Below are 24,887 nucleotides of genomic sequence, written 5' to 3' on the forward strand. Positions count from 1 at the left end.
AGATCATCTGGCCCCGCCGCCCAAGGCAGGGGCTTTTTTGTTGCAACACTTTGACAACTCTTACTAACCTTCGCTAGTACCAACCAAAAGCTCTTCATCCATTCCTCTGTTACATCAAGTTGTTTTCTTTATGCCCTTAGGTTTCCTGCAAAACCCAAAAATTATACCTTATTTTGGAGAAGGCCTGTCCCTATTTCACCGCCTACAACCTCAGCATGAATCGCATATGGGCTACTTCCAATATTTCTCGGTTGTATTGTGTATCATCATTGCATATATTGATTATAATATAAGAACATACGTTCTGTAAATAAGAACATGTCCGAATTCAAGGTTAAGGAAGTGAAAGTATGTCATCATCCCCTTCCGCCCCATCCCCTGCGGATGAAGACCACCGATTGATTAAAAGCATGGTTGTACGCACCCTGCTGCTGGATGTGCTTGAACGGGATATTCGCACACTGGATACGTTGCAGCTGAAAATGCCAGAGGTCTACATTCTGTCTCTAACCCGCATTCAGAATGATGTACTTAAGGAAATGCTGACGCTTCGCAAACAGATGAGAACTCGTGGTGTCAAGGTTCTGGAGGAGAAACGGCAAGTTGATGGAATCGAAACCCAGTATCTGTGCAGAGGATATTTGCAGCGTTTCTATATGCTGTGGACGTTCGCAAGGAATGAAGTCAAAAAAGAGCTTAGTCGGCATTTGGATATGGACTTGACCCAGCCGTTATAGCTGATTCATCTGCTTAATGTACCCGTCATCGTTTGAATTCACATTTCTTTAGTCCACTTAGTTCGCTTACTCCTCAGACTCCTCACCCTTCTGCCTAAATCGAAACAGGTTGACCCCGGAAGGCTGCGTTCATTAAGATGGAATAGACATGTCTGTACATTCCGTTCAGACTTGCAATGAAAATTGATTCCTATAAGCAAACAAGCCTGCCAGCCATTAACGGCGGACAGACTTGTTCATTGGAATTACTTTCAACGTCTTATCAATCAAGGAGTTGTACTTCATGGACTTGAATTCGCGTTTAATTAATAATCAAACACCCGCACATACAGGCATTGCCGCAGATGTTACCGAACTGATCGGCCAGACACCTGCCGTCAGACTAAACCGACTCACAGGCAGCGACTCCGCTGACGTATTCGTCAAGCTGGAATATTTCAACCCCAGCGGCAGCGTCAAAGACCGTGCCGCCTATAACCTGATCGTTCAGGCTGAACGGGCAGGACTGCTGCTTCCCGGCGCAACCATTATCGAACCGACCAGCGGCAATACCGGCATTGGTCTTGCGATGAATGCTGCTGCCAAGGGATATAAGGCCATTCTGATCATGCCGGACAACATGTCCAAGGAACGCATCAACATTCTGAAAGCCTATGGCGCAGATGTCGTACTTACACCTGCTGCGGAACGGATGCCTGGCGCGATTCGCAAGGCCAAAGAACTTCAGGCCGACATTCCGGGAAGTTTCATTCCCCAGCAATTCGAGAATCAGGCGAACCCGGACATCCACCGGATCACCACGGCTCCCGAAATTATGCAACAGATGGAAGGCAAGCTGGACGCCTTCATTGCCACGGCGGGAACAGGTGGTACGATCACCGGAACGGGAGAAGAACTGCGCAAGCAGCTGCCGGACATTCGTATCTATGCGGTAGAGCCGAAAGGTTCACCTGTGCTGTCCGGTGGCGAGCCCGGACCCCACAAGCTCGTCGGTACAAGTCCGGGATTCATTCCGGACATTCTGAATACCGACGTGTGGGATGCCATTATCCAGGTGTCCGATGAGGATGCACTGGATACGATGCGGCAGCTTGCTGCCCGGGAAGGGCTGCTGCTCGGCCCTTCCTCTGGCGCTTCGGTGTGGGCCTCCCTTCGCATCGCGAAGGAACTGGGGCCGGGACACCGGGTGCTCTGCATTGCGCCCGATACCGGGGAACGGTATTTGAGCATGGGTATTTTTTAACAAAGAAAACTCTTGCACAAGTCAAAGGCCCCCTCCAAAATGAGCGCTTGATCACAGCCGGACGTTGAAGCCGCAGCGTACAAGTACTTACTTCTGGAAAGGGAGCCAGTTAAGTTAAATATTCTAAATATGAATGTGAACTAGTGAGTCAGGGTTGTCCATTCTACACCTTCGGGAAGCAGAGCCGCAATGCGGTCTTTGGCTTCCTTTTTGCTGTATAACGATTCATCGAGAATCGCGGCGGTACCCGAATCACTGCTGGTCCGAATCAAACGTCCCAGACCTTGCTTCACACGCAGCAGCATGTATGGAAGATCGATCTCTTCATAAGGTGCCGCTGAGGCTGTACGTTTTGCATTAAATACAGGGTCCTGTGGTGGATACGGAAGCGACCAGATCATCACGTTGGATAATGACGGACCCGGAACGTCCAGCCCTTCCCACAGATTAACGGAGCACAGCACACTTTCCTCATCCTGCTGGAACGCCGCAATCAGATCACTGATCTCCCGGTCGCCCTCATACATAAAGCGCAAACCTTCTGCTTCAGGTACATGAACGATGTCCTGCTTGAATGCACGCAATTCCTCCATCGTACGGAACAGGATTAGTGCACGGCCCCCACTCTCCTGAAGTAAAGACACAGCATCCCGCATGCGATTTTCGTTCTCCGGGTGGCCTGGGAGGGCCTCATTCGTAATCTTCATCCGCATTTTGTCCGCGTAATCATATGGCGAAGCGACCGAGAAGGATACAAAGTCTTCAATCCCCAGGCTGTCCGCCACATAACGGAATGAACTATCCACAGATAGCGTTGCAGAGGAGAACACGATTGGAATGCCTGTGTTGAACACACGCTCGTTCAGCATTTCCTTCACCGTACGCGGCATGATTGATAAGGTCGTCTCGTCTTCACTCTCTTCCGCCCAGCAGATGTACCCATCTTCCTTACGGAACAACGCAAGTGCAGACTGAATCATGTCCAGATGTTCTTCCACTACACGCATCTGATAGCCATCCAGCGAGAACAATCCGCTCTCAAATACCAATTCTTCGCCGATCGCATCCAATACGCTGGTCAGTCGTTCAATCTCACGCAGAAGCGGCGGTTCTACCCGCACTTCTTTCCGTTCCGATCCGGGAATTGCTACCGTATACGTATCCAGCAGCGCGAACAGTCGTTCACTGCTCTCAATCGCTTCATCCACACGCTCGGCGAGGGATTCACGAATCTCACCTTCAAGCAGGCGAGTGACGAGTTCCTCGAAGATGCGGTGTTTCAATTTGTAGCTCAGTGCGTTCAGGGCTGCTTCTTCCAGCAAATGTCCTTCATCAAATACAACCGAGCTGTGATCTGGCAGCAATGGCAATTGTCCCTCGCGTTTGCGCGCTTCATAGGTCCACACATGCTCCATGTAGTAATCATGGGAACAGATAATGATGTCCTTGGAACGACGATAATGGTCACGCGACAGCGTCAGGCCGCAGCGTTGACGTTTGGGACAAACGAAGCAATCCTGGAACGGGTCCCAGTTAATTTTATTCCACTGACGATCATTCAGATGTGGATACTGTTTGCGATCACCATACGGATGGAATGCCTGAAGCGTACCCGGCGTATTCACAAAATCCGGAAGGCTCTCATGCACTTCTTCAATGACAAGCGCATCCTCATCCGCAAATCTCACCGCACTTAATTTGTTCAGACAGACGTATTGGTCAGGTGACTTGCCCAGACGTGCATCCACTTCCAAATCCAGATGTGCAGCCAGCTTCGCAATATCTCCGCCCGGCTTCACCAGTTGTTCAATCAATGACTCATCGGCACAGGCGATTACCGCCGGTTTACCCGTATAACGAGCATAACAGACCGCGTAGAGCAGATAGACTAATGTCTTGCCTGTTCCCACACCAGCCTCAGCCATAATGGTCTTTTTATCTCCATAGGCCCGTTCTAGCTGGTACGCCATAAAAATCTGTTCATCCCGTACCTCGAAGCCGGACTCAGGCAAAATATCGTAAAAAACATCGGCAACCCATTCCCCTAAACGGGATACAAAGGGCTCTGCCGGATCATATGCAAAAGGATAACGTTGTGTAGACAATCCTAGGTCAGCCTCCATTCTTAGACAAGCGGTCCAAATTTCATTTTCCGTTCCAAAAAGGCCGCTGGGCAAAAGTTAATTATCCCACGCCATGAGGTGGGTGACAAGCTTTTTTTAATGGAAACGATGTATAGAACCGGCTTGCAGGGAAAATATATATTCGAATCCATCATAAGGAAAGGCGGTGCTCCATGAATCATCAGTCTTCACAACCTGAGCATTCCTCAGACAAGGCACCTGAGACATTAACGGATCGGCAAGGCCATCCCATCACGGACAATCAGAATGTTCGAACCGTGGGCAGCCGGGGACCGACTACGCTGGAGAACTATCATTTTCTCGAAAAGATCACTCATTTTGACCGCGAACGTATTCCAGAACGGGTTGTCCATGCCCGCGGCGCTGGCGCCCATGGCGTATTTCAGGCGTATGGAACGGCCGGGGATGAACCGGTATCAAAGTATACACGCGCACGTCTGTTTCAGGAAAAAGGCAAAGAAACGCCCGTATTCGTTCGCTTCTCCACGGTTATTCATGGTGGACATTCACCGGAGACGCTTCGGGACCCGCGCGGATTTGCCGTGAAATTCTACACCGAGGACGGCAACTGGGATCTGGTGGGCAACAATCTGAAAATCTTTTTCATTCGTGACCCACTCAAATTCCCGGATATGGTGCATGCCTTCAAGCCAGATCCGCTGACCAATGCACAGGATATGGAACGGTTTTTCGATTTCGTTTCGCTCAGTCCTGAAGCCACCCATATGATTACATTTCTCTTCTCCCCTTGGGGAATTCCGGCCAACTATCGACAAATGCAGGGGTCGGGCGTCAATACATACAAATGGGTGAATCAGGAAGGCACTGGCGTGCTCATTAAATATCACTGGGAACCACTTAATCAAGGCATACGCAACCTGCTCCAGAAGGACGCCAGCGATATTCAGGGGCAGAACTTTAACCATGCCACACTCGACCTGTATCACGCCATCGAACAAGGAGACTATCCGGAATGGGAGCTGTGCGTTCAGGTTATGGAGGACGGCGAGCATCCCGAACTGGATTTCGATCCGCTGGACCCGACCAAGCTGTGGCCGCCAGAGCAGTTTCCGTTTTTACCCGTTGGGAAAATGACGCTAAACCGCAATCCCGAAGACTACTTCAATGAAGTGGAACAAGCAGCGTTTGGCACAGGTGTACTGGTGGATGGACTGGATTTCTCGGATGACAAACTGCTGCAAGGACGCACCTTCTCCTACTCGGATACCCAGCGTCACCGGGTCGGTGCCAACTATCTGCAACTGCCAGTTAATGCACCCAAAAATCGGGTTGCCACCAATCAGAGCGGCGGGCAGATGCAATATCAGGTCGATCGTGCACCGGGTCAGAATCCACACGTCAATTATGAACCTTCCTCGTTGGGTGGCTTGAAGGAGGCAGCCCCACGCGGCAAGGAGCATGAACCTCATATTGAGGGTCGTCTTGTTCGTGAAAAAATTGAACGTACCAATGACTTCGGACAAGCCGGGGATACCTACCGTTCATTTGAAGATTGGGAACGAGACGAGCTGATCAGTAATCTGGTAGATGCTTTAGCCACATGCAAACCGGATATCCGCGAGCGCATGATCTCCCATTTCACACAAGCGGATGCCGATTATGGACGCCGGGTAGCGGAAGGATTATCCTCCGTCTCAACGGATGACAGTGCCACGGTTCAGCCCAAGCATGAGCCCACAGTGGAACAGGCTGCCAAGCGCAGTCATGAAGCAGATCCATATTAAGCACTGGCTGGTTTAGTTAAGGCGTATTTTAAGGTAAAGGACATGTTATATAGCAACGTATAGGTTCGTTTCATAACCCCCGGTAGCAAAGACTGCTTAAGCAGCTGCTATCGAGGGTATTTGGCGTTTCAACCTGTGCAGACTGTGAGCTGATCATGTGGACCCCTTCTATTTTAAATATTTATAAAGTTGATTTCGGCGGATCGGAGGTATGGATCATGATGTTTGCTAGGAAAAGGGGCTTTTTCTACGTTAATTTCAGATGATCCCCTGTTAAATGAGGGACATGAACTGAGCTCAGGATTATGCGCTGCTCACATGAATTTCCATTTCCGACCAGTTATACGAGGCTTGTCAGCAGGTTGAATCCATCTGATCAAATGATTATTGATGATAACGTTTACAACATTTACCATGAACCTGTGTCCTCTAGGACTTCATTTCCCAATTACTAAGGAGGTTTGCTTAATGAAATTATTCCCAATTACTTCTGTTCATGCATCATCTCAACGTTCGCTGAAATCGAAAATGACTCACATCTGCCTAAGTGCCGCGTTCCCTCTATTATTGCTCAGCGGTGGATCGGCTGGTGCGGCGGAGCTGATCGATAGCGGACTGCAAAATCCCTCTGATTCTGTGGCTGCCTCCAGTATCGCACTCGCTGCAGGTGATCTATATGTCGCTCCTGGCGGATCGGCCAGCAATCCGGGAACCCTCGCGAGTCCTACGTCACTGGCTAACGCGCTGACCCAGATCGCACCGGGCAAAACGATATATTTGCGCGGTGGCACCTACAGTTTCTCGGAAACGGTTACGATTGAGCGAGGCAACAGTGGTACATCGGGACAACGCAAGAATCTAGTGGCATATGGATCGGAAAAGCCTGTCTTTGATTTCTCGGCACAAGCCTTCGCCTCCACCAATCGCGGGCTGCAAATGTTCGGAGACTACTGGTTCGTCAAAGGACTTGAAGTGAAGGGCGCGGGCGACAACGGTATCTTTATCGGGGGCAGCTACAACCGCCTGGAACAGATCGAAGCTCATCATAACCGGGATACTGGCATCCAGCTCGGACGTTATGCTTCGACTGCTTCAAACAGCGAATGGCCTGCCTATAACGAGATTATTCGCTCCTATTCCCATGACAACTATGACCCGGATGACGGCGAGGATGCCGACGGTTTTGCTGCCAAATTGACGGTAGGCCCTGGCAACCTGTTCGATGGTTGTATCGCTGCCTATAATGTAGACGATGGCTGGGATCTCTATAGCAAAACAGATACGGGCGCCATCGGCGTCGTGACGATCCGCAACAGCATCTCCCATCACAACGGGCAGACTTCGGATGGTACATCCACCTCCAATAGTGACGGTAACGGCTTCAAGCTGGGCGGCGAGAAAATCGCGGTGAATCACATCGTGGAGAACAGCATTGCTTTTCAAAATAAAAAGCACGGCTTCACCTATAACAGCAATCCCGGTTCAATCCAGATGAAAAACAATACGTCCTGGCAAAATGGTCAAAGCAACTTTGCCTTTGATGTAGGCACACATATCTTCACCAACAACCTGTCCTTCGAAGGCGGCGCCAGCGACAAAACCAGCGGAACCGACGTTAGCAGCACCAACGTCTGGTGGAAAAACAAAAAAAGCGAGAACGCCAAAGGCCTGCTCGCCAGCGCAGCCGACTTTGTCTCCCTCGTACCTTCGGTGACACGCAGCGCGGATGGAACGCCTGTCCTGGGCAATTTCCTCAAGCTTGCGAACGGCAGTGATCTGATTGGATCGGGTACGCCATCGGGTACGAATATTGGGGCGAGATAGGTTGTAGTGTGGTTTGGAGTTAGAGTAAGACATGTGTGTTGAGTGCACATGCAGAGTAAAAGAAACGGATTAAACATGAAATCCCCTTCCCTATGCCAGTCGAATTGCTGGTTTTGGGGAAGGGGATTTTGAGTTGCTGTGCATACCCCTGCTGACCTATGGATTGATAGATACTCATGATTTGTATAAAACCTCAATGATGAGTTTACCACCTGTGCGAAAACCTTGCTCAAAAGCTGCTTCAACATACATAGATGTGGACTGTCCGATCAGGTCTACTAATTGCTCCAAATCATCATACTCTCTCTCAGTAAGCTGTATTTTGTATTCCTGCATGAGGTCCGATATCTGGCGATTGATCTCCTGATACTCAGCATTCTCAGGGTGAATCGATTCGTCCAACCGTAGGTTTCCGTGAAACAACTCTTCGATCAGGTTTGACATGTTATCCCCACCTAGTCTTTTTACCAACTATTCTCACTATACTTTAGCGGATTTTCCGCTAAAAATCAATAGCGGATAACACGCTAAAGTATGATGTTGGTGAGGTGATAATAATGTACGCTCGTATACGCAATTTGCGTGAAGACAAAGATTTATCCCAAACACAAATGGCCTCTTATCTTGGCTGTAGTCAACGTGTTTATAGCAACTATGAACGAGGCGAGTTGGATATTCCAACGGCTATATTGATAAAGCTAGCTGATTATCATCAGACCAGCACAGATTATCTTTTGAATCGGACGGATGTAAGAAGGCCATATCCTTAAATTAAGCAACTATAAGTTTTTTTATAAAACACACGACTGAATGCTTAATATTGAGAGCATTTCCCGTAGTGGAAAAATAACTGATCATTGTGTGGTTGTCACTTTGGTTACACACGTAATATAAAGATTGAATATTATTTCACATATAGAGTCCCCCCCCAATTAAACAAAAAACCCATACCATAAGGTACGAGCAATCTGTGATACTAAAAGGAAATTAGAATTTTTGGCTCTATTTTATAGCTAGTGGTTGACAGTTCTCAAGCGTTACTCTGATAAGAATTCTTTGAATAAATTTGCTTCAAATAATAAAGGTAAATATGCATTGCGTCCAAAATCAGACAACCAGCTGATTTTGAGCTGAAGTTTCCATTTCCGTTTTTTTTCATATTATTGAACAGAAGTGAGATAACTCGTTATTGATTTTTTATTTAGTCTGTACTGAGTTAATTGATTAGCAATATCAGACAACGTAACTTGAGAGGACTGTTGGCCAGCGACATATCTAAAAAAACCTTTTGTATTTTCTATTAATTGTGCTAATCCAACTGGTAATAGAACCATTGTATTTGAAGGTGCATATGCCTCACGATGTGTATTGGAACTAGGATGTACTAAAATAGGAGTTCCATTTTTACCAACATAAGTTTCACTAAACCAATTCATACTATTGCTTATTTGCTCCGTCTCGGACTTGTATATTTCTAATCTTGAAACTTCCACTTCATTTTTTGCTTCTATTACTAGATAATCATCCTCATATAGATTCCATAGTACATCACTACCAACTCCATATTCCCTTTCAGGTTCTTGAGTTTCAAATCCTAAAAGACGTCCAAAATCAGCAAAAGCACTCTCAAATTGCTTAGAAGTTCCTGGTGCAAACACAAGTTTATCCAGCAAATTATTTACATGGAGAATAATTCCATTCGGTTCATTAAATTCAGATATAAATTCTTTTATACGTGATGCTTGAACAGTGTCACGATTAGTTATTTTTGAATATTGAATTCCATGAGGCGGCTTCAATAAGTATGTGTTACTTCTGTGTGCAGACAATTGAACTTCCATTGCTCTTTCTCTGTTATCTTCATATAAATACGAGGCTGCCAATTGTAAGTACCAGCTCTTATCTGATTCTTCTAAGTCAGGATTTTCATTTAGACTTTTAATTATAAGCTCTCCCGCTTGCGTTAATTGACCAGAACATGCATAATCAAATGCCTGCCTTTCTACAATTGCTGAATCTACAAATTGAACATATACATGTGGTTTGTTTGACTTTGCAATTTTTTGTTTGTGAAGTTTAACCCACTTCTCGTCTCTTGTAATACTCTTATTCATTGTGTCATACAAGATTTTAAACGGTTCTCCACTTTCTTCTTTCATCAACTTCACAATTTGTGTACCTAATTTGATTTGCACCACAGTTTGGGGTGAGACCAAGGTTTCAAACTCATTTGTTGAAACAAAGGAAACCAAATCGGAACCGCATAGGAGAACAACGCAATAGTCATTAACAGAACGTACTGATCTTCCTAAACCTTGCTCTATTTTTTGAGCTTGAGCTATTTTAAGTAATTTCGATCCCGGTCTAGCATATAAACTGAACTGCTCAAACAATGTTGTTGCATTTGGTAGATCATGTATTATAAGTATTCTGCACATATCATCAGGTAAATCGACACCATCATACCTATTTGATAATACAAGATGATTTCCAACTGAAGACTTCAGTGACTTTAGAGTAGCCTTAATATTTTGAGGACTTGGTTTAATGAAATTATTTTTTTCCCAAAGCTTGGCCTTATTATCCGATGCAACAAGACTAATAATATTTACTTGTGGTACCGATCCTAGGCTATTTGCTATTTCTTGAGTATTTAAGGCAGAGTCAATTAAAAACGGTGACAATATCATTCTTTCTCCGATATCACTCGTACTTTCAGGTGAAAGTGGACTAAGTATTGCTTCTTTTGAAACCTGCATATCTTTTATAAGTGCCGAATCATCGTTCAAAGTTGCTGACATAAATATACGTCTTCTAGAATTAAAAAAAGAAGGGATTTTTTGAATAGGCAAAGATTTCGGCGTTAGTTCAATTTTGTCAGCCGATACAAGCATAAAATAGTGCTTTAAGTAATCCCTTACAATTGCCCATTTAAATTTCAGTTCATCTGCATTATTTTCTCTACCATAAGCTGAAATCTTTTGAGTCACAATATCAACTTTTTCTATCCATGACCAATAAGGAACCATTAATAAACTGTATTTGTCACTACCCTCAATAATATCTGTTGCAGTTCCAGGTGCTTGCAATTTAAGGCTTTCTTGAAACATACCTATGAGTTCTCCAAATAATAAGTGGTCTCGCTTAAATGATAATGTAAAAACTTCTCTTGCTTTAGCTAGTGCTGCATGTGCATCGTCAATAACAACAGTTCCTACTTCAGCCACCCTTCTAGTTACATCCCCTTGAATACCAAAAACTGACTTAGCATTAAATAACTTTTGAAACGTTGTCACTAGAATTGCATCTCCATTAATAAAATCTATTGGAATAACATTATCTGAACCAAAAGTAACGCATTTAACTCCTAACTTTTCTGCATCTTCCATGATTTGATCTAGGAGTTGATTATCTAAGCACAAATAAAGTGCAGGCCCAGCTCCCTCATTTATTGAAGATTGAAGCATCAACAATCCAACTATTGTTTTTCCCGCTCCCGTGTTCATTTTAATGATATTATCTCGTTGTGTCCTTGTATCAAACCATTTTGATAAAACCTCTTGTTGATCTCCTCTTAAATATGAGAATTTCGGATCTCTAATAGAAGTATCAAAAATAGCTTTAGGTTCTATAAGTATTTCCTCCTCAGAATCATCTAACAGTCTCCCGAAATCAACCATATATACCATCCTTTCAAAATTATAGAATATATCTAACAACAAGTTTAATTCTTAATATGGCTCTCCATTAATATCAAATCGAATAAGAGCATTACCATATTTAAAGTCTTCATCTACCTGAAAAAAATTATCCAATTTAGCTTCTTGCCAAATTGATTTTGGTATGTGCTCTAAGACGATTATCTGAAAATCCTTCTTTAAGTCATTATTTACGTAAGTAATAAAATCATTTAATAGTCGCATAGCGATTTTAATTTTTGCTCTATCTGTTTTCGAGACATCTTCCCATTCTTTTTGTTCCTTTGCCTTTACTTCTTCCTCCTCTCCAAAATATGGCCTACTAGGCTGATCTAATATTAACCAGTTCGGAACATACGGAGAATTCTGTCTTACTATAAGCTCTTGTAACCCTAAAAAGAGACACAAATGTAAGAAAAGATGGTTTGAACTACTTCCTACTTTAGTTGGTATTATGGCCTTCGGCTCCCTTAACTTCAACCTCTTTTCCTTGTACTGAAAAGCAGATTTGTATCCCTTATATGTTGGTATTGCATCCTCACTTTGTTCTAAATAATTTTGAACTAGTTCATCTAACAGTCGCAAAACTGAATCTTTTTGTTCAGTATAGTCTACCACATATTTTTCCAGTTCATTTCGAATTTCAACTTTCCCATTTAAATCATTCGTAATTTCACTCTTTATCCCTGCTTCGTTACCGCTTCCTTCATAAATTGCAATCTTAGCTTTTAACTCCCCTATAAATATTAATTTATCCATCTCATTTCTAGTCTGTGCGTCATTAATAGGAATGTTAATGATCTGCATATTTAACTTATCAACATCCAATTCGTATTTGCTAATTTTTTCATCAACGTTAAAATCAAAAGGTGGCTTGCCCGCAATATTTTTCTTTATTTCATGGTATTCTTCATTCAACACATTCATAATCAAATCAAGGTCCGGCAAACCAAAAAGTTTATAGTAAGCGTTCTTGATAGCAACAACAGGCTTTAAACTATCTAAATTAACTGCCTCAAGTTTTCTGTACTCTTCATACTCATTTTTGAAGCTTTTAAGATTTTTAATTTTTCTTATTAGGGAGTTTTTTTCTCTTTTTAGTTTATTTAACTTATCTAAATTAATCGTTATATTTTCTTCTTTATAACTTGTAACTGTAGCTTTTAACTTAGGTAAAACTACATCAACATTAAATACCTCATAATCGATTAAATTAAATGTTTGAGCTCTTTCAGATAAAGATTTTAGATCTTCTAGAAAGACGTTAGTAGCCCTGTCAAATACTAACTTTTTTCTATTCAGCGAATTAATTTCTTTATTTAATTCATTTATTTTTGCTTTAAGTAAAAGATTCTCTTCAGATTCAATACCAACTGCTAAGTCAAAAATTCTTGTTAACGCGTCCCTGTAATTATCTTTATTTTGCTTATCAAAGAAAACTTCAGTATTGATTATTATATTTTCCGATTGAGTATTAAACATAAAAAAATATCTAGGAGATATTTTACTACCTAACATTATGTTCTTACTCCCATATGTAAACACTGTTTTATCTGAGATACTAAACTCTTTTTCAATTACTTTTTTAACATCGATTTCTTCTATGTTCGTTTTTGGAATGTTTGGAACAATACCCACAGGTGAAAAATAATATTCCTTAGACAATCTTCTTTCTTTTATTCTTCCACGCGCTATAGTGTATATTTTGTTATTAATACTGAATTTGATGCCATACCATTCAACATTTTCATTTATTTTTTCCTCGGTTATATCAATTTCACTTGCATAGAAACAATAATCAATAATACTTATTATTTCTGATTTCCCTGTCTCACTCTCACCCGTAATAACATTCACTTTATTGTTTTTAAATTCCAATTCGCGCATCTTCCCATTTCTTAGCCAAAGAATAAGTTTCATGATATGGAATCTCATAATTTCACCCTCAACTGGAGATATAAATTTTCAACATTATCATCAAAAAGTCTAGCAATTTGGGATGCTGAATTTATAATACGACTAGCTCTACTACCGATAAGCTTTTTCTCACTACTAGGTATAAAATTCTTATCCTTTATAATATTAATTGTTCCTTCAGAACTTATACTCACAAATTTAAGGGCTGCTAATATTGCAATACAATTCACTGAAACCTCTAAAAGTGAGTAAAAACGCCCATTAAAATTTGCTAAAAGATCCGGCTTTCTTATAAGGAGTTGTTCAATACTTTTGACCTCCGTATTAGCTCTACCTATATAGCTAACAATCTGATTATGAAATGCTATTGGGAGAATCAACATTGCTTTGGCAGTACTTAACGATCCCAAGTGTCTAATAACCGAATACATAGCTACGCTACCTATCATTTCATTATTGAATATGTTAGTTTGATTGACAGTTAAATCATTACCTATGCTTTCGATCATAGCTCCTAAATCACTCATGGTTTATACCTTTCTTTCCAATCAAAATACCATCCAAGGATAGGCTTATCAGATAAAAGATAAAACTGACCGTTACTCATATTGGTTGTAAGTTCAGTTTCATCTAATGTGAGTTGTAACTCAAGCGTTTTATAATAACATTTAGATGCAAGCTCAATTAGTTCTTCGGGATCAATTGCATCAATGGGTGTTGTACGTAGTTTCCTCAGCATCTTTGAATAAACACTCTTAAATATAACTACCCAGCGGTCAAGACTTTCTTTGTCAAAAGCCTTTCTATCATCTTCCGAGATATCGCTATCTTGAATCCACTTAATAAGATTGTTATTTAATTCATACTTACTTGTAAAAATATTAACTAATGTTTCCTCAAAATCATCATCCATTCCACTTAAAATTTCTGCATCAATTAATTGCCTAATAGAGATATGAGTTTGTGCATTTACTGGTATAGATGCCTTTTTCGTCTCTAATCTGATAGGTAATTTTCTATTTCTACCTAATTCAAAATATCTAGTGAAATTTTTATAGTAGTCCTCAAAGGTAATTACAATTTTCTTCCGTGCTTTAATATTATCGTACATCATTCTTCTCAAGTGGCTATCCACAGAAGAGAAAACATCATCAATTCGAGTATCCTTTACATTTTTCTCTTTAATTTTAACTTTAATATTTTCTATCAAATCATCTTTGTTATGTTCAACAATTAATTTAGAAAAAAAAGCTTTTAACCAGCTTGGCTTCTGTTTAATTAGTAGCATTATATAAGTGTCCACTACAGATGCAGTCTTCCTAGGAGCAGGAGTACTGATCGTTAATAGATATTCTTTAATTTGTTGTACAGTAATCTGACTTTTTTGAAAATATGTGATTTTCTTCAAAAACTCATTTTCATTAGATTCCGATTTATTAGTTATTAAGTGAAAATCAGTTTTATTTATGAACTCAATTTGCATATCTAAAGTTGTTCTATTTGCAACCTCATCATTAATTATTTTCACCCAATTTGAAATTGTTTTCCAAATGTCTTCATCTTTTTCTGTTAAATTCACTATCGTAGCATCTGATTTTGTTTCAATAGAATGCTTTAGTTGAAAGAAAATTTGTTTACCATCAGGCTTATCGATATGAACATCGTCTTTTGCCTCGTACCCAACAGCTTGATCAGATTCTAATTGCAGCATTAAAAACAAAAAATAGTAATACTGATAATCAAAACCGATAGATTTAGACTCCGCGGCTGTTTGTTCCTGAACTGACTTTTTTTTCGCCATAATATTGACCCCTTGTAAACGCATGATAAGTTATATATTTGAAGTAAATTGCTGTAAATTAATCTACTACATACTTACTTTCTACATATTAAGACTAATTCCTCTTTAAAAATCCAAATTTACTCAAATCATAGGTTTTTAGAACTATAAAAATCAACAAAAAATTTTCTGAAGCATAATTATATTCGTTTAAAGAATTTATTCTATGATCTGATCACATCGTTATACACCTATCGAACTACGTTCTTCAATGATATCCACTATAACGGATCTTTTCTCGTGTTAAGAATTTGTATGTTCCCTAGATCTTCAGAGTTCCTGTAAATCTAGATCTATTAGATGGATGTTCAGGGAGTACAATCAATGAGCCAACAATAATTTATTCAGTATCTTCATCTTCTCAGCTTTTTTGTTTATTTTTCACATGTATAAAAGCCCAATCCTCACAATGTTTAGTTTGGAAAGAGCTTCGGATTTTTATAACATCACTCGGGGTCATATGGTAACGATTTAAGTTCTTGCATATTTCCCCAACTGTACACCAATCAACGTCTGCAATTCAGAAGTAAGTCAGTATTCCACTTCAGATATTTGTAAATAGAATGGGATAACAACATCGCTAATGATTTATTTTTCAGAATCAAGTAATTAAGAATTTAAACCCAATCTTTTTTTACCATATCTAATAAATTATAAATCTCCTGTTTAGCTTCTGGGTGCTCCTCCACGTACTTCTCACTGTAAATCATCAAATAGTTATAAAATTCATCATATTCCATGACTGCCATTACATCTTCATCATATACTGGAGGCTCCCCAATAAAACACACTTTCTGATCGCCAATGTACTCTTTCTCTTCTAACAAATGATAGGATGACAATTGTACTTCTAGTGGACCTGAACCACAACCATGTCTCTCATGGTCTCCAAGGTATTTTAATGCATCCAAAAATAAGATTCGACTAATTTATCTATTTCAGTTTTTGTTGTCAGTATTTTGTACATCAATTATCTCTTCCTTAATACTAATCCGAAATGCAGAATCAACATTCTTTATGTTCCCTTTGTCATCATTTAGAAGTTAGTCTTTGGGATTTTTATAACACCAATCCGGGTCGTACGGTAAAGATTTCAGTTTTTGTATGTCCTTCTGGCTGTATACCCAATCATTGTCTGCAATCCAAAAATAATCATCAGGATTCTGCTTGAGATATTCATAAATAAAATGAAGTATTAACACTTGATTACCATAGATATCCTCAATGTGCCCGACTTGGCATAGTGATATGTTAGGATCTAAACCTAAATCTTCGTGATAATAAAATTCAGTACTTGGGCTACTAATGCTGTGAATATGGAAAATCAATGAGGATTCATTGTCCCCTGTAAATGACTTATGATTAATATTCAACGTTGTATACAGGAACTCTCCTTCATTTGTATACGTCTTATTGTTATAAAAATAAAGAGCTGCATCCGAATGAAAAGCTGCAACAATAGTATCAGCTAGAAGCTGCTCTGGAGAATATTTATCTTTCTTTTTTAAAATAACAGCTGAAGTCCCCATGTTTTACTTCAATACCCCCTTGAGTTCATCTAAAGAGTTCACAACAGTAACACCTTTAGATTTGATTAATTCCAATTTTATCAAATCATTCGGATGTGGATTAGTCAACAGCTTGTCAATATATAAAATAACTTTTTTCTGATCATAGTTAAAGAAATCTTGGTGTTTTACATTAACGTATTTATCAAACTGTTCCACATCTGTGACGGCTTTTAATGATTTTTTAACTTCAATAATTTCATGTTTAGTTACTACGTCAAAATCCCCCGCAGGATTGCCGTCGGCCCTTTGAATTTTCTGGCTAAACGCTGTAACTTCCTTACTCTCTCTAACAGCGTAAGCAGCTTTAGCTTCAGTTGCTTTTCCTGAGTCCTTGCTGTTTAACAATTGATCAATGTCTCGATTAATATTTTTGGGATGCTGATCATCCCAATGCAGCATATTACCGACTGGATTGGTGTATGTCGTTTTATTTCCTTCTTTAACTATACTACCGTTATTAGAAGCTTGCCCTGTGACCTCAGAACCCTTCTTTTGCCCATTCGCTTTCTTCGCTTCAGCCGCTTCCAAATTCTTTTTAATCTTCGCCACAGCTGGATGAGAAGAAGGTAAGCGAAACGGCCCTTTGCCACCCGGCATACTCCCGCGAACCATCTGAAATGCCATAAATAGCTGGCTGAACTTCAGAGAAGTCAACATGATTTGAGCATACTTATCAGATACAGGCTCGCCTGTGAAGGGATGAATTCCATTTTCAAAGGCTTTGATCTGCATCGCATGAATATCTTCCCCTGGCGCTTCAGCATTCGTAGCTTGCATCCGATTAAAATCCAAATGCCCCTGATCCTTCTTATATGCCTGCAGGGCTGCCTGATCCGTAACGCCATTCTCGTTCACAGGCATCCACATCAGCTTCCCATACACATTGACTTGTGCCATCCGGTAGCCTTTATCCTCCGAACCTGCATCATTTCCCAAGGCCTTCATCATTGCTCCCACACCCACAGCGCCAGCAGCACTACCCAGACTAACCTTCTGAGCATCAGCATCCTCAAAACGCGTGGCAATATCCTTCAGTTCCTTAGAGGTTTTCACCATACTTTCCAGTGCTTTATCAAGTACAGGGCGCGACTGCTCAAACTCATAATAGAATCGCTCCTGCGTCGCTCCCGTCCACATCATTTGAATAGACATGATCTGTCGTGTCAGTTCACTGCGGATATGCTCCAATTGTTGTCTCGCCCGATCCGCCTGATTGGATACGTGATGTAGTTGCTCAGGTGTAACTTTGATTGTACTCATCCGTTTTCACCGCTCATCTAAGATATGATCAACCTATGTTAGCAGAAGTATTATCACAATACATCCTGCTATCTTCCTGATTTCACTTCATGAATCCACGCTCAGAATGATTTTCATCCGTAATATGGTCCCATAAGATCCCTCCGATCCCAAATATATGGAGATCCTTCGGTTATGACAGTTCTCACTACGGTACACTCGCAGGCAATACAATGACAAACAACTGGACTGAGGCTATTGATTTGGACGGTGATCGTATCGTAGATGATGCTTGGGCCCATTCCTGGGTTTATGAAGCTCCTAGTACTCCGGTGATTATTAACCTCCAAGCCTTGTTACCGCACCACAACTAACAGTACTATAATTCCGAGACAAATCAGCCAGCTTACTGGGTGACCGAAATTTAATCCCCAGCCGACTCCGAACCTTTTCTCGACCATTAGGTTTGGATCTTTGCGATTGAAATAAATCATACCTAATAGCCATTTATCATCATCATGGACAGGTCTGACATTGGAGCAATCGGCAGATCGCTCTAAGCGGCTTCCACCCTGACCAGCCCAGAACGATAAGGCGAAGGCGTATAGGATGATAAAGGCTATTATGATTAGGATAATGGGGATTGCGAAATTGATGTTAAGCAGAGATATCATGTTTAGTTGCACGACGGAAAACAGGATAACTATTAAGAAGCTTGCTGTAATCATAAAATATGACCAAGTACGGCGGAATGTTACGTCTTGTCTGATGGAACGGTTAGGATCAGTGGGTTGAACTTGATGCTTCACTCTGCGAATACTCCAATTCTCAAATATGAACAAAAGTGTTATGAACACTTGCATTATCGTAGGCATAAACACAGAACTATAAGATTTAGCTGCATAGCGGTCTACGTTCCAACTGCTGTTGAAATGGATCGGAATCTGATCAGGAATAAGATCGTAGTTGCGTAGCACAGTTAGAATACTAACACCAATAATTAAAAAATGAATGAGGAACCAATTACTAGACAAGCCAATGTTTCTTTTCCGAAATTCAGTGTCCACTGCCATGATCGATGGTTCCGGAGCAATAGGCAGCATAGGTAGTAAACTTTTCATTTTGAAATGATAGCTAATGTTTATGACTAGGGAGATTACGACCATGGCGAGTGAATAAGTGACAATGATCCAACTTTGTTGCTTGGAATGTTCATCACCGTATATTAGGCAGATGATACAAACAATGAATAGGATGGTATGCAAGGTAGCACTAATCCTAGCATATGACTTCCGCATCTGGCGCAGAGGCTCACTGTGGAATTGTACAGCGCTGACGGTGACCCCAAAACTAATCGTCTCTCTTGTTAAATAAGGCATGCTTACCATGAGTACAATGGTAGGTACAAATACAAAGATCATTACCATAACAGGCATTATCGTCATATCATTCGCCTCCTCTTATACATAAGTGTGTATTCGAAAACTCTATAACCCTTATAGCATAGGCGAATCATCACTATGCCTTTTGCGTATGATTATCCTATTAACTTAGGATAGGTAATCGACTTGAACATAAATTTAATTATAATCGCTTTTAGTGACTACAGGGGTGAAATTAACAATTTATCCAGATTTTTTGTTACGTAGAGTTACTCATCTGACAACTGCAAGATGTACATCAAATCCATCGCTGTAAAACTGGCTATTTCCCCTCTGAATACAAGAAGACATACATACTCTTATCCGATAACTCTTCTGAAAAACCAAAGTTTAACCGATCAAAGCTTCTGACATCCCTCACATCTGTAATTTTCCGCTCTGCCATATATCGTACCATCTCACCTCTAGCCATTTTGGCCCGGGTTGCCTTTTCAATGACTTTGCCCTCGACCATTTGTCCAAATACACAAGTGATAAATCGGGTTTCCTCGCTCAGAAAAGGCGTGATGTTTTTGCTATACTCTTTGGAAGCTAAATTCAGGATGCAGTTGCTTTCAGATTGAAGCTGATCTGCCAATTTGCTCCCCCAGAATTGATAGAGCGATTTGAAACCTGGACCTTGCAGCTTGCCCTGCATCTCCAACCGATAAGGTGTAACCCCATCCAAAGGCCGTAACATGCCATAAAAACCGGATAATATGCGTAAATGCTGCTGAAGATACGCCAGTTCCTCCTTTTGCAACACACCTGGCGACATATACTGATACTGAATGCCCTCATAGGCATAGATGGCTGGCGTAAGATTTGCTTTTATATTCATATTCCGAATCCGCTCCACGTTCTGTTCGGCGATTGCATCGTTACACTTCCACATCGCTTTGAGTTCGTCATAGGATAACTTTTGAAGCAGACTCAACAGCTGTTCTGACTCGTTTATAAATTGCGGCATCTGCGCAATAGCCATAAGATCGGTATCGATCTTCATCTTTTTGGCGGGTGATATGATAATTCTCATCGTGCTAATCCATCCTTAATCTACCGTTGTTTTTGTCGTTATTCATTGTACAGGATTGGCTAGGTGAATCCAATATCTAGGCTTAACTAAATCCTTCATTGTGCCTTTGAAATGACTCAAAAATGAACAAGTCAGCCCACGATTGGACCGGCTTGTTCATTAGAATTCAACACATTAAATTGTTGAAAAAGTAAGGCGTGCATTTCAAACCGCTAATTAGGGAGATACGCTCCCCGCGCTGCTATTTTGCTCTGTTTTTGTAGTCGGCAATTGAATCATTGGAGTATTTGACCCACTTACATATGGAAGGGCTCCATCCCATTTCTTGATGGTTTCATATTCAACGAGTTGACTCGATAGTGATTGTTGAAGCTCTTTATTCGCTTTAGCCTGACCTTCTGCTTCGATCAATAGTTTGTCTGCATTACCTTGCGCTTCCACGCGCTTACGATCTGCTTCTTTCTTAGCGATCTCAAGTTCAGTCGTTTTACGTTCCAGTTCTTGTGAAGCTTCGACACGCTTATCGATTGCCTCCTGAGTCTTAGCGTCAGGTTGAGGAACACCTACAGTAACGTTGGATACAATAAAGCCTAACTCTTTAACGTCATCAGAAAAACGTTGTTGGACATCCACTCCTGCTTCGGATGACTTTTCACCATAAACATCAATGACTGTAAACTTAGAAATACCTTTACGAGCTGCGTCACGGAAACGTGTTTTGAGATATGTATCCTCAATTTCTTGAATGCTAATTGGCCCAAATGTATTGAATATAGAAGATACTTTACTTGGTTCTACTTGGTAGTTGTATGCAAAATCGATTGTGATGTTTTTCCCGTCAGAAGTAGCAATCTGAATATCTCTGTATTCAACCGTTTGAATTCGGATCGGATATTTCGTTACTTTATCAAACGCTCCAACTAGTTTCCACCCTTGACTCAGTGTACTATCTTTTACGCCTCCATTTGGTGAATAAACGACCCCAACATATCCATTAGGAATTCGTGTTAAAAAAAAGGTCACCAGTAACACTCCCACAATAATAACTACTGCAACCGCAATAGCCCCTACTTTAAACGTCTTTGAATTTTCCATCTACATTCTCCTCTTGTTTGAATTTATTGTATTTCTTCAACACTCTACTACCTATTTTATTGAATAGCGGGAACATTAATGACCATAGAATAAATGCTAGGATAAAGATTAAAATTATTCCCCCAATAAATGGCATATTCGTCCTCCCCTCTATGGATGTAACCGAGTACAAATTTATAAATAGCAACTAATTATATCCTCCTTTATATATACTTTGTAAATTCGTATTCGGTTTCAATGATATCCAGTGCTTGAACTACCATTAGGTAAAGTATAGAAGAAAATGGTGAGTGAGAGACGTCGATTACCCGGTTACCCCTATCAAGAAAGTGATCATCATTTCATCTGGATATTATGAATCAGGAGTGAGTTGTCGCCCTTGCTCTTCTCTGTAGGTGACTGTCCTACTGTCACAAAAAAAGCCGCCATGTAGGCGACTTTGATGGTACCCTCTAACTAAAATAGTTAAGCTACGATAGGCATTGATGTTCAATCGGTGTGCGTTGTTTCAAGTTTGCCATTGAAAGCCTAAATCCAATTGGAGCATTTAATCATTTAGCACTGGCAGCCATTTTCGTGATCTTGTCGGCAATATCTTCTGCTTGTAAAAGAGATGAGAATGAATCCGCCGCAAAATATTTCTCCATTTCAATCTCAATCACATGATGATTTTTGACAGCATCTAAGGATGTCCACGTCACTGGGAGCTTGGGTGGCTCTTTACCTTCAACTTTAAGCACAATGACGTAGTCGCCTACATAATCGTTCACAGTCTCCCATGACACTTCAATACGGTCCTCTTTTTTGTCGATGATTTCACTTTTTACTTTGGGCGTTGGGTTCAGACCCAAAATATCGTATGTAGCTCTGCCCCCACGCTCGCCTGCATTGCCAATTACCATCAAGAATTTGTCTACAGTAATATAATCCACAATGGAGATCGTTGCATCTTTAGGAATTACATTTCTGATTTTATTGCGGGCAGCTTCCGTACGTTTTTCAAAATCTTCATTCCACTTTTTAGCTTCTTCTTGTCGACCCAGGATATCGCCCATGGCTGTGATTTCTTCCTGAATCGTGGAGTACTTGCTTGTCTCAAACACGACGGTCGGTGCAATTTTGGAGTAACTTTCATAGGCCGCGGTATTCCAAGTAATAATGATATCTGGAGTCAAATCCAATACCTTCTCTAAAGAGATGCTCCCCTCCAAACCAATATCTTGAACCGTGTCAGGTAAATAAGGTTTTAGAAACTTTGCAAAGTTCATTTGTGTACTGGACGCTCCAACAGGCGTTACCCCTACAGCCAAGACTGGCCCTAAATCCCAGTCAACAACAACACGTTTGGGATGTGCCGGAACACTAACTTCTCCCATGACCGTTGATACTTTCCGCATGCTCGTATCTTCTTTAGCCTCATTGGTAGGCATATTTTGAGTAGACTCTGCACTCTGTTTTGAATTTCCACCTGCTGATCCCTGGGTATTATTTTGACTGGGGTTCCCATTCGAGCACGCTGCAAGCATCAATGTAAAACATAACATAAGTGTTAATACCATTTTCGATCTTGTTCCTTTGTACATCTGTCTATCCCCTTCTGTTTTGTATTGATAATGATTATCATCAATAACATAACAAGTAGAAGAATGTTTGCCCATAGAGGATACGAACCCTTCCCATGGACTATCTGAATCACCTAAGCTCTCCTTCATTTTCTTTTTATATTGCCCTGGCGTCATCCCGACCTGCTTCTTGAACAGACGTGTAAAATAAAAAACATCACTATATCCCACACTTGAAGCAATCTCCTGTGCAGTGGCATCTGTCCGAATCATTAATTCTTTTGCTTTAGCCATCCGCGCCTGAATCACATATTCGATAGGGCTTCTCCCCGTACGGAGTTTGAACTGTTTCGATAAATATTGAATGCTGTAATTCCATTGTTCTGCCAAGGACTCAAGAGAAATAGAATCATTGAAATGTTCGTGAATATACTGGATGATCTGTTCTACCATATCCTTTTCCTTTGAAGTAACTCCTTGAAGCTTCAGTTGCTGGACAAGTGTATATACGAACTGGTAAAAACAGATTTTCACATGAAAACGTTCAAAAATCTGTCTTCGGTTCCATTCCTCATACATCGAATCGACATGACGGTACAGATTAACCGGAGCAAGAGGCTGGTAAGCATAGGGTAGCTGAAAAGGGTTGTTCATGAGATAGTTCTTCTGGATTTCTTTGCTAGCTTTGGGGGACATACTACCTCTATATAAAATGTAATAGTACGTGACCTCATCTTGTCCAACCTCAAACCTGATCCTGCTTCCCTTTCCTGCATGCAGTAGATAAAACCGTTTAAATATATGTATATCCTCATCCAACCAAAGAGAGCCTTGTCCTTGCACGATATATATAAAACCACTGACTGGGAGATGATATTGCTGCTTTCCCCCGCTACTTATTACAATTTGGCGAATATCCACCAGCTGAATCGATGAATGGTCCCACATTTGAATATACTCTTCCCAGTTCACTATTTTTCTCCCCCGTTTGACCGCATACTGAACCTAATATTCAGTAATAAATCCCTTTGTAATTCACTTGATGATATTCGATAACGATAATCATTGTCAATGACTTAAAGGCAAGGAGAAAATCCCCGTAACTCCCTAAGAACCAACAGAACCCCGGCAGCACGTCTGCATTCAGCAGTGCACAACCGGGGTTCACCATTATTTTAATTATTACTTATATCTCTTAACCTAACTCACCGCGTAAAATCATGCTGCCCAATCGTCAGCAACGTTGGTCTGCTCTTGCTCCACAACGATGTCGCAATCTTCGGATTGTAATAATAGAGTGCTCCGTGTGTCGGATCAGTGCCATTCAAAGCTTTACGAGCTGCCTGATAGGAAGTCTGGGTTGGCTTTGTATTAAACTGTCCATCGTCTATGGCCGTGAACTGCCCTTTTTGGAAAATCACTTTCGGGATCGATGACGGGAATGCATTGGAATGCACTCGATTCAAGACGACCGCGCCTACAGCAACCTGTCCTTCGAAGGATTCTCCACGCGCTTCCCCATGAATCAGCTTTGCCAACTGGCGCAGCGTGTTACCTTGGGCAGCAGCCTTCTTGTTCAGTCTGTTCAGTGTTGCTGGACCTGCAATCCCATCCGCACTCAGCCCCTGAGCCTGCTGGAACTTACGGACAGCGCCTTTGGTAATAGAACCGTAATATCCGGTCAATCCAGCTTTGAAATACCCCAGTTCGTTTAATTGCTCCTGCAATTGCAGTACATGTTCACCGCGAACGCCCTGCTCCAATTTCTGTGCTCCGGCAGAAGGAGCTGCCATTGTCAGTCCCAGAGCCATCGCA

General features: G+C 41.3%; 19 protein-coding genes. 5 read left to right on the forward strand and 14 right to left on the reverse strand.

The window, feature by feature from the left end; all coding sequences use genetic code 11:
- Positions 1–350: 350 nt before the first annotated feature.
- Both ACDJ58_RS19470 and cysK read left to right on the forward strand, forming a co-directional pair.
- Positions 351–737: a hypothetical protein gene (locus tag ACDJ58_RS19470; RefSeq protein WP_064636668.1), complete on the forward strand. Its 387-nt coding sequence runs from the start codon at positions 351–353 to the stop codon at positions 735–737.
- Positions 738–1,020: 283 nt separating this feature from the next.
- Positions 1,021–1,980, forward strand: a complete 960-nt coding sequence (cysK, locus tag ACDJ58_RS19475) for a cysteine synthase A (protein WP_413372464.1) — start codon at positions 1,021–1,023, stop codon at positions 1,978–1,980.
- 140 nt (positions 1,981–2,120) lie between these two features.
- On the opposite strand, the gene ACDJ58_RS19480 is transcribed toward cysK, so the two are convergent.
- Positions 2,121–4,085: an ATP-dependent DNA helicase gene (locus ACDJ58_RS19480; RefSeq protein WP_413372466.1), complete on the reverse strand. Its 1,965-nt coding sequence runs from the start codon at positions 4,083–4,085 to the stop codon at positions 2,121–2,123.
- 191 nt (positions 4,086–4,276) lie between these two features.
- On the opposite strand from ACDJ58_RS19480, the gene ACDJ58_RS19485 reads away from it, so the two are divergent.
- Complete coding sequence (locus tag ACDJ58_RS19485; RefSeq protein ID WP_413372468.1) at positions 4,277–5,869, forward strand: catalase; 1,593 nt, start codon at positions 4,277–4,279, stop codon at positions 5,867–5,869.
- Between the two features lie 468 nt (positions 5,870–6,337).
- Positions 6,338–7,693 carry a right-handed parallel beta-helix repeat-containing protein gene (locus ACDJ58_RS19490; RefSeq protein WP_413372470.1) on the forward strand — a complete coding sequence of 452 codons (1,356 nt, stop codon included), beginning with the start codon at positions 6,338–6,340 and terminating at the stop codon, positions 7,691–7,693.
- A gap of 174 nt (positions 7,694–7,867) precedes the next feature.
- Here the strand turns inward: ACDJ58_RS19490 and ACDJ58_RS19495 are convergent, their stop codons facing one another.
- On the reverse strand, positions 7,868–8,137 hold the full coding sequence (locus ACDJ58_RS19495; RefSeq protein ID WP_413372472.1) for a DUF6809 family protein: 270 nt from the start codon (positions 8,135–8,137) through the stop codon (positions 7,868–7,870).
- A 113-nt stretch (positions 8,138–8,250) separates the two neighbouring features.
- On the opposite strand from ACDJ58_RS19495, the gene ACDJ58_RS19500 reads away from it, so the two are divergent.
- A complete protein-coding gene (locus ACDJ58_RS19500) occupies positions 8,251–8,463 on the forward strand; it encodes a helix-turn-helix domain-containing protein (RefSeq protein WP_413372474.1) in 213 nt (70 codons plus the stop codon).
- Between the two features lie 390 nt (positions 8,464–8,853).
- On the opposite strand, the gene ACDJ58_RS19505 is transcribed toward ACDJ58_RS19500, so the two are convergent.
- The 12 genes from ACDJ58_RS19505 to ACDJ58_RS19560 all read right to left on the reverse strand — a co-directional run bounded on the left by ACDJ58_RS19505 (position 8,854) and on the right by ACDJ58_RS19560 (position 24,865).
- Positions 8,854–11,373, reverse strand: coding sequence for a DEAD/DEAH box helicase (locus tag ACDJ58_RS19505; RefSeq protein WP_413372476.1), 2,520 nt, complete (start codon positions 11,371–11,373; stop codon positions 8,854–8,856).
- A 51-nt stretch (positions 11,374–11,424) separates the two neighbouring features.
- Positions 11,425–13,269, reverse strand: a complete 1,845-nt coding sequence (locus ACDJ58_RS19510; RefSeq protein ID WP_413372478.1) for a DUF3732 domain-containing protein — start codon at positions 13,267–13,269, stop codon at positions 11,425–11,427.
- Between the two features lie 53 nt (positions 13,270–13,322).
- Complete coding sequence (locus ACDJ58_RS19515) at positions 13,323–13,835, reverse strand: three component ABC system middle component (RefSeq protein ID WP_413372480.1); 513 nt, start codon at positions 13,833–13,835, stop codon at positions 13,323–13,325.
- Positions 13,832–15,109, reverse strand: a complete 1,278-nt coding sequence (locus ACDJ58_RS19520; RefSeq protein ID WP_413372481.1) for a hypothetical protein — start codon at positions 15,107–15,109, stop codon at positions 13,832–13,834. Before ACDJ58_RS19520 ends, ACDJ58_RS19515 begins: the two co-directional genes overlap by 4 nt.
- Positions 15,110–15,765: 656 nt before the next feature.
- Positions 15,766–16,059: a ribonuclease toxin immunity protein CdiI gene (gene cdiI, locus ACDJ58_RS19525; RefSeq protein WP_413372483.1), complete on the reverse strand. Its 294-nt coding sequence runs from the start codon at positions 16,057–16,059 to the stop codon at positions 15,766–15,768.
- A 132-nt stretch (positions 16,060–16,191) separates the two neighbouring features.
- The gene (locus tag ACDJ58_RS19530) at positions 16,192–16,677 is read right to left on the reverse strand and encodes a hypothetical protein (protein WP_413372485.1); all 486 of its coding nucleotides are present in this window, start codon (positions 16,675–16,677) and stop codon (positions 16,192–16,194) included.
- Between the two features lie 3 nt (positions 16,678–16,680).
- Positions 16,681–17,979 (reverse strand): WXG100 family type VII secretion target, encoded by a 1,299-nt coding sequence (locus ACDJ58_RS19535; protein ID WP_413372487.1) that lies wholly within the window; start codon positions 17,977–17,979, stop codon positions 16,681–16,683.
- A gap of 335 nt (positions 17,980–18,314) precedes the next feature.
- Positions 18,315–19,403, reverse strand: a complete 1,089-nt coding sequence (locus ACDJ58_RS19540) for a DUF1648 domain-containing protein (RefSeq protein ID WP_413372488.1) — start codon at positions 19,401–19,403, stop codon at positions 18,315–18,317.
- A 259-nt stretch (positions 19,404–19,662) separates the two neighbouring features.
- Entirely contained in the window at positions 19,663–20,415 is a 753-nt protein-coding gene (gene yaaA / locus ACDJ58_RS19545) for a peroxide stress protein YaaA (RefSeq protein WP_413372489.1), read from the reverse strand.
- Between the two features lie 216 nt (positions 20,416–20,631).
- Complete coding sequence (locus ACDJ58_RS19550) at positions 20,632–21,510, reverse strand: prohibitin family protein (protein WP_083584859.1); 879 nt, start codon at positions 21,508–21,510, stop codon at positions 20,632–20,634.
- Between the two features lie 551 nt (positions 21,511–22,061).
- Entirely contained in the window at positions 22,062–23,525 is a 1,464-nt protein-coding gene (locus tag ACDJ58_RS19555; RefSeq protein ID WP_413372491.1) for an AraC family transcriptional regulator, read from the reverse strand.
- Positions 23,526–24,277: 752 nt separating this feature from the next.
- On the reverse strand, positions 24,278–24,865 hold the full coding sequence (locus tag ACDJ58_RS19560; RefSeq protein WP_064640754.1) for a cell wall hydrolase: 588 nt from the start codon (positions 24,863–24,865) through the stop codon (positions 24,278–24,280).
- Between the last annotated feature and the right edge of the window lie 22 nt (positions 24,866–24,887).

It is taken from the genome of Paenibacillus taichungensis (genome assembly GCF_047302525.1).
GTDB lineage: Bacteria > Bacillota > Bacilli > Paenibacillales > Paenibacillaceae > Paenibacillus > Paenibacillus taichungensis_B.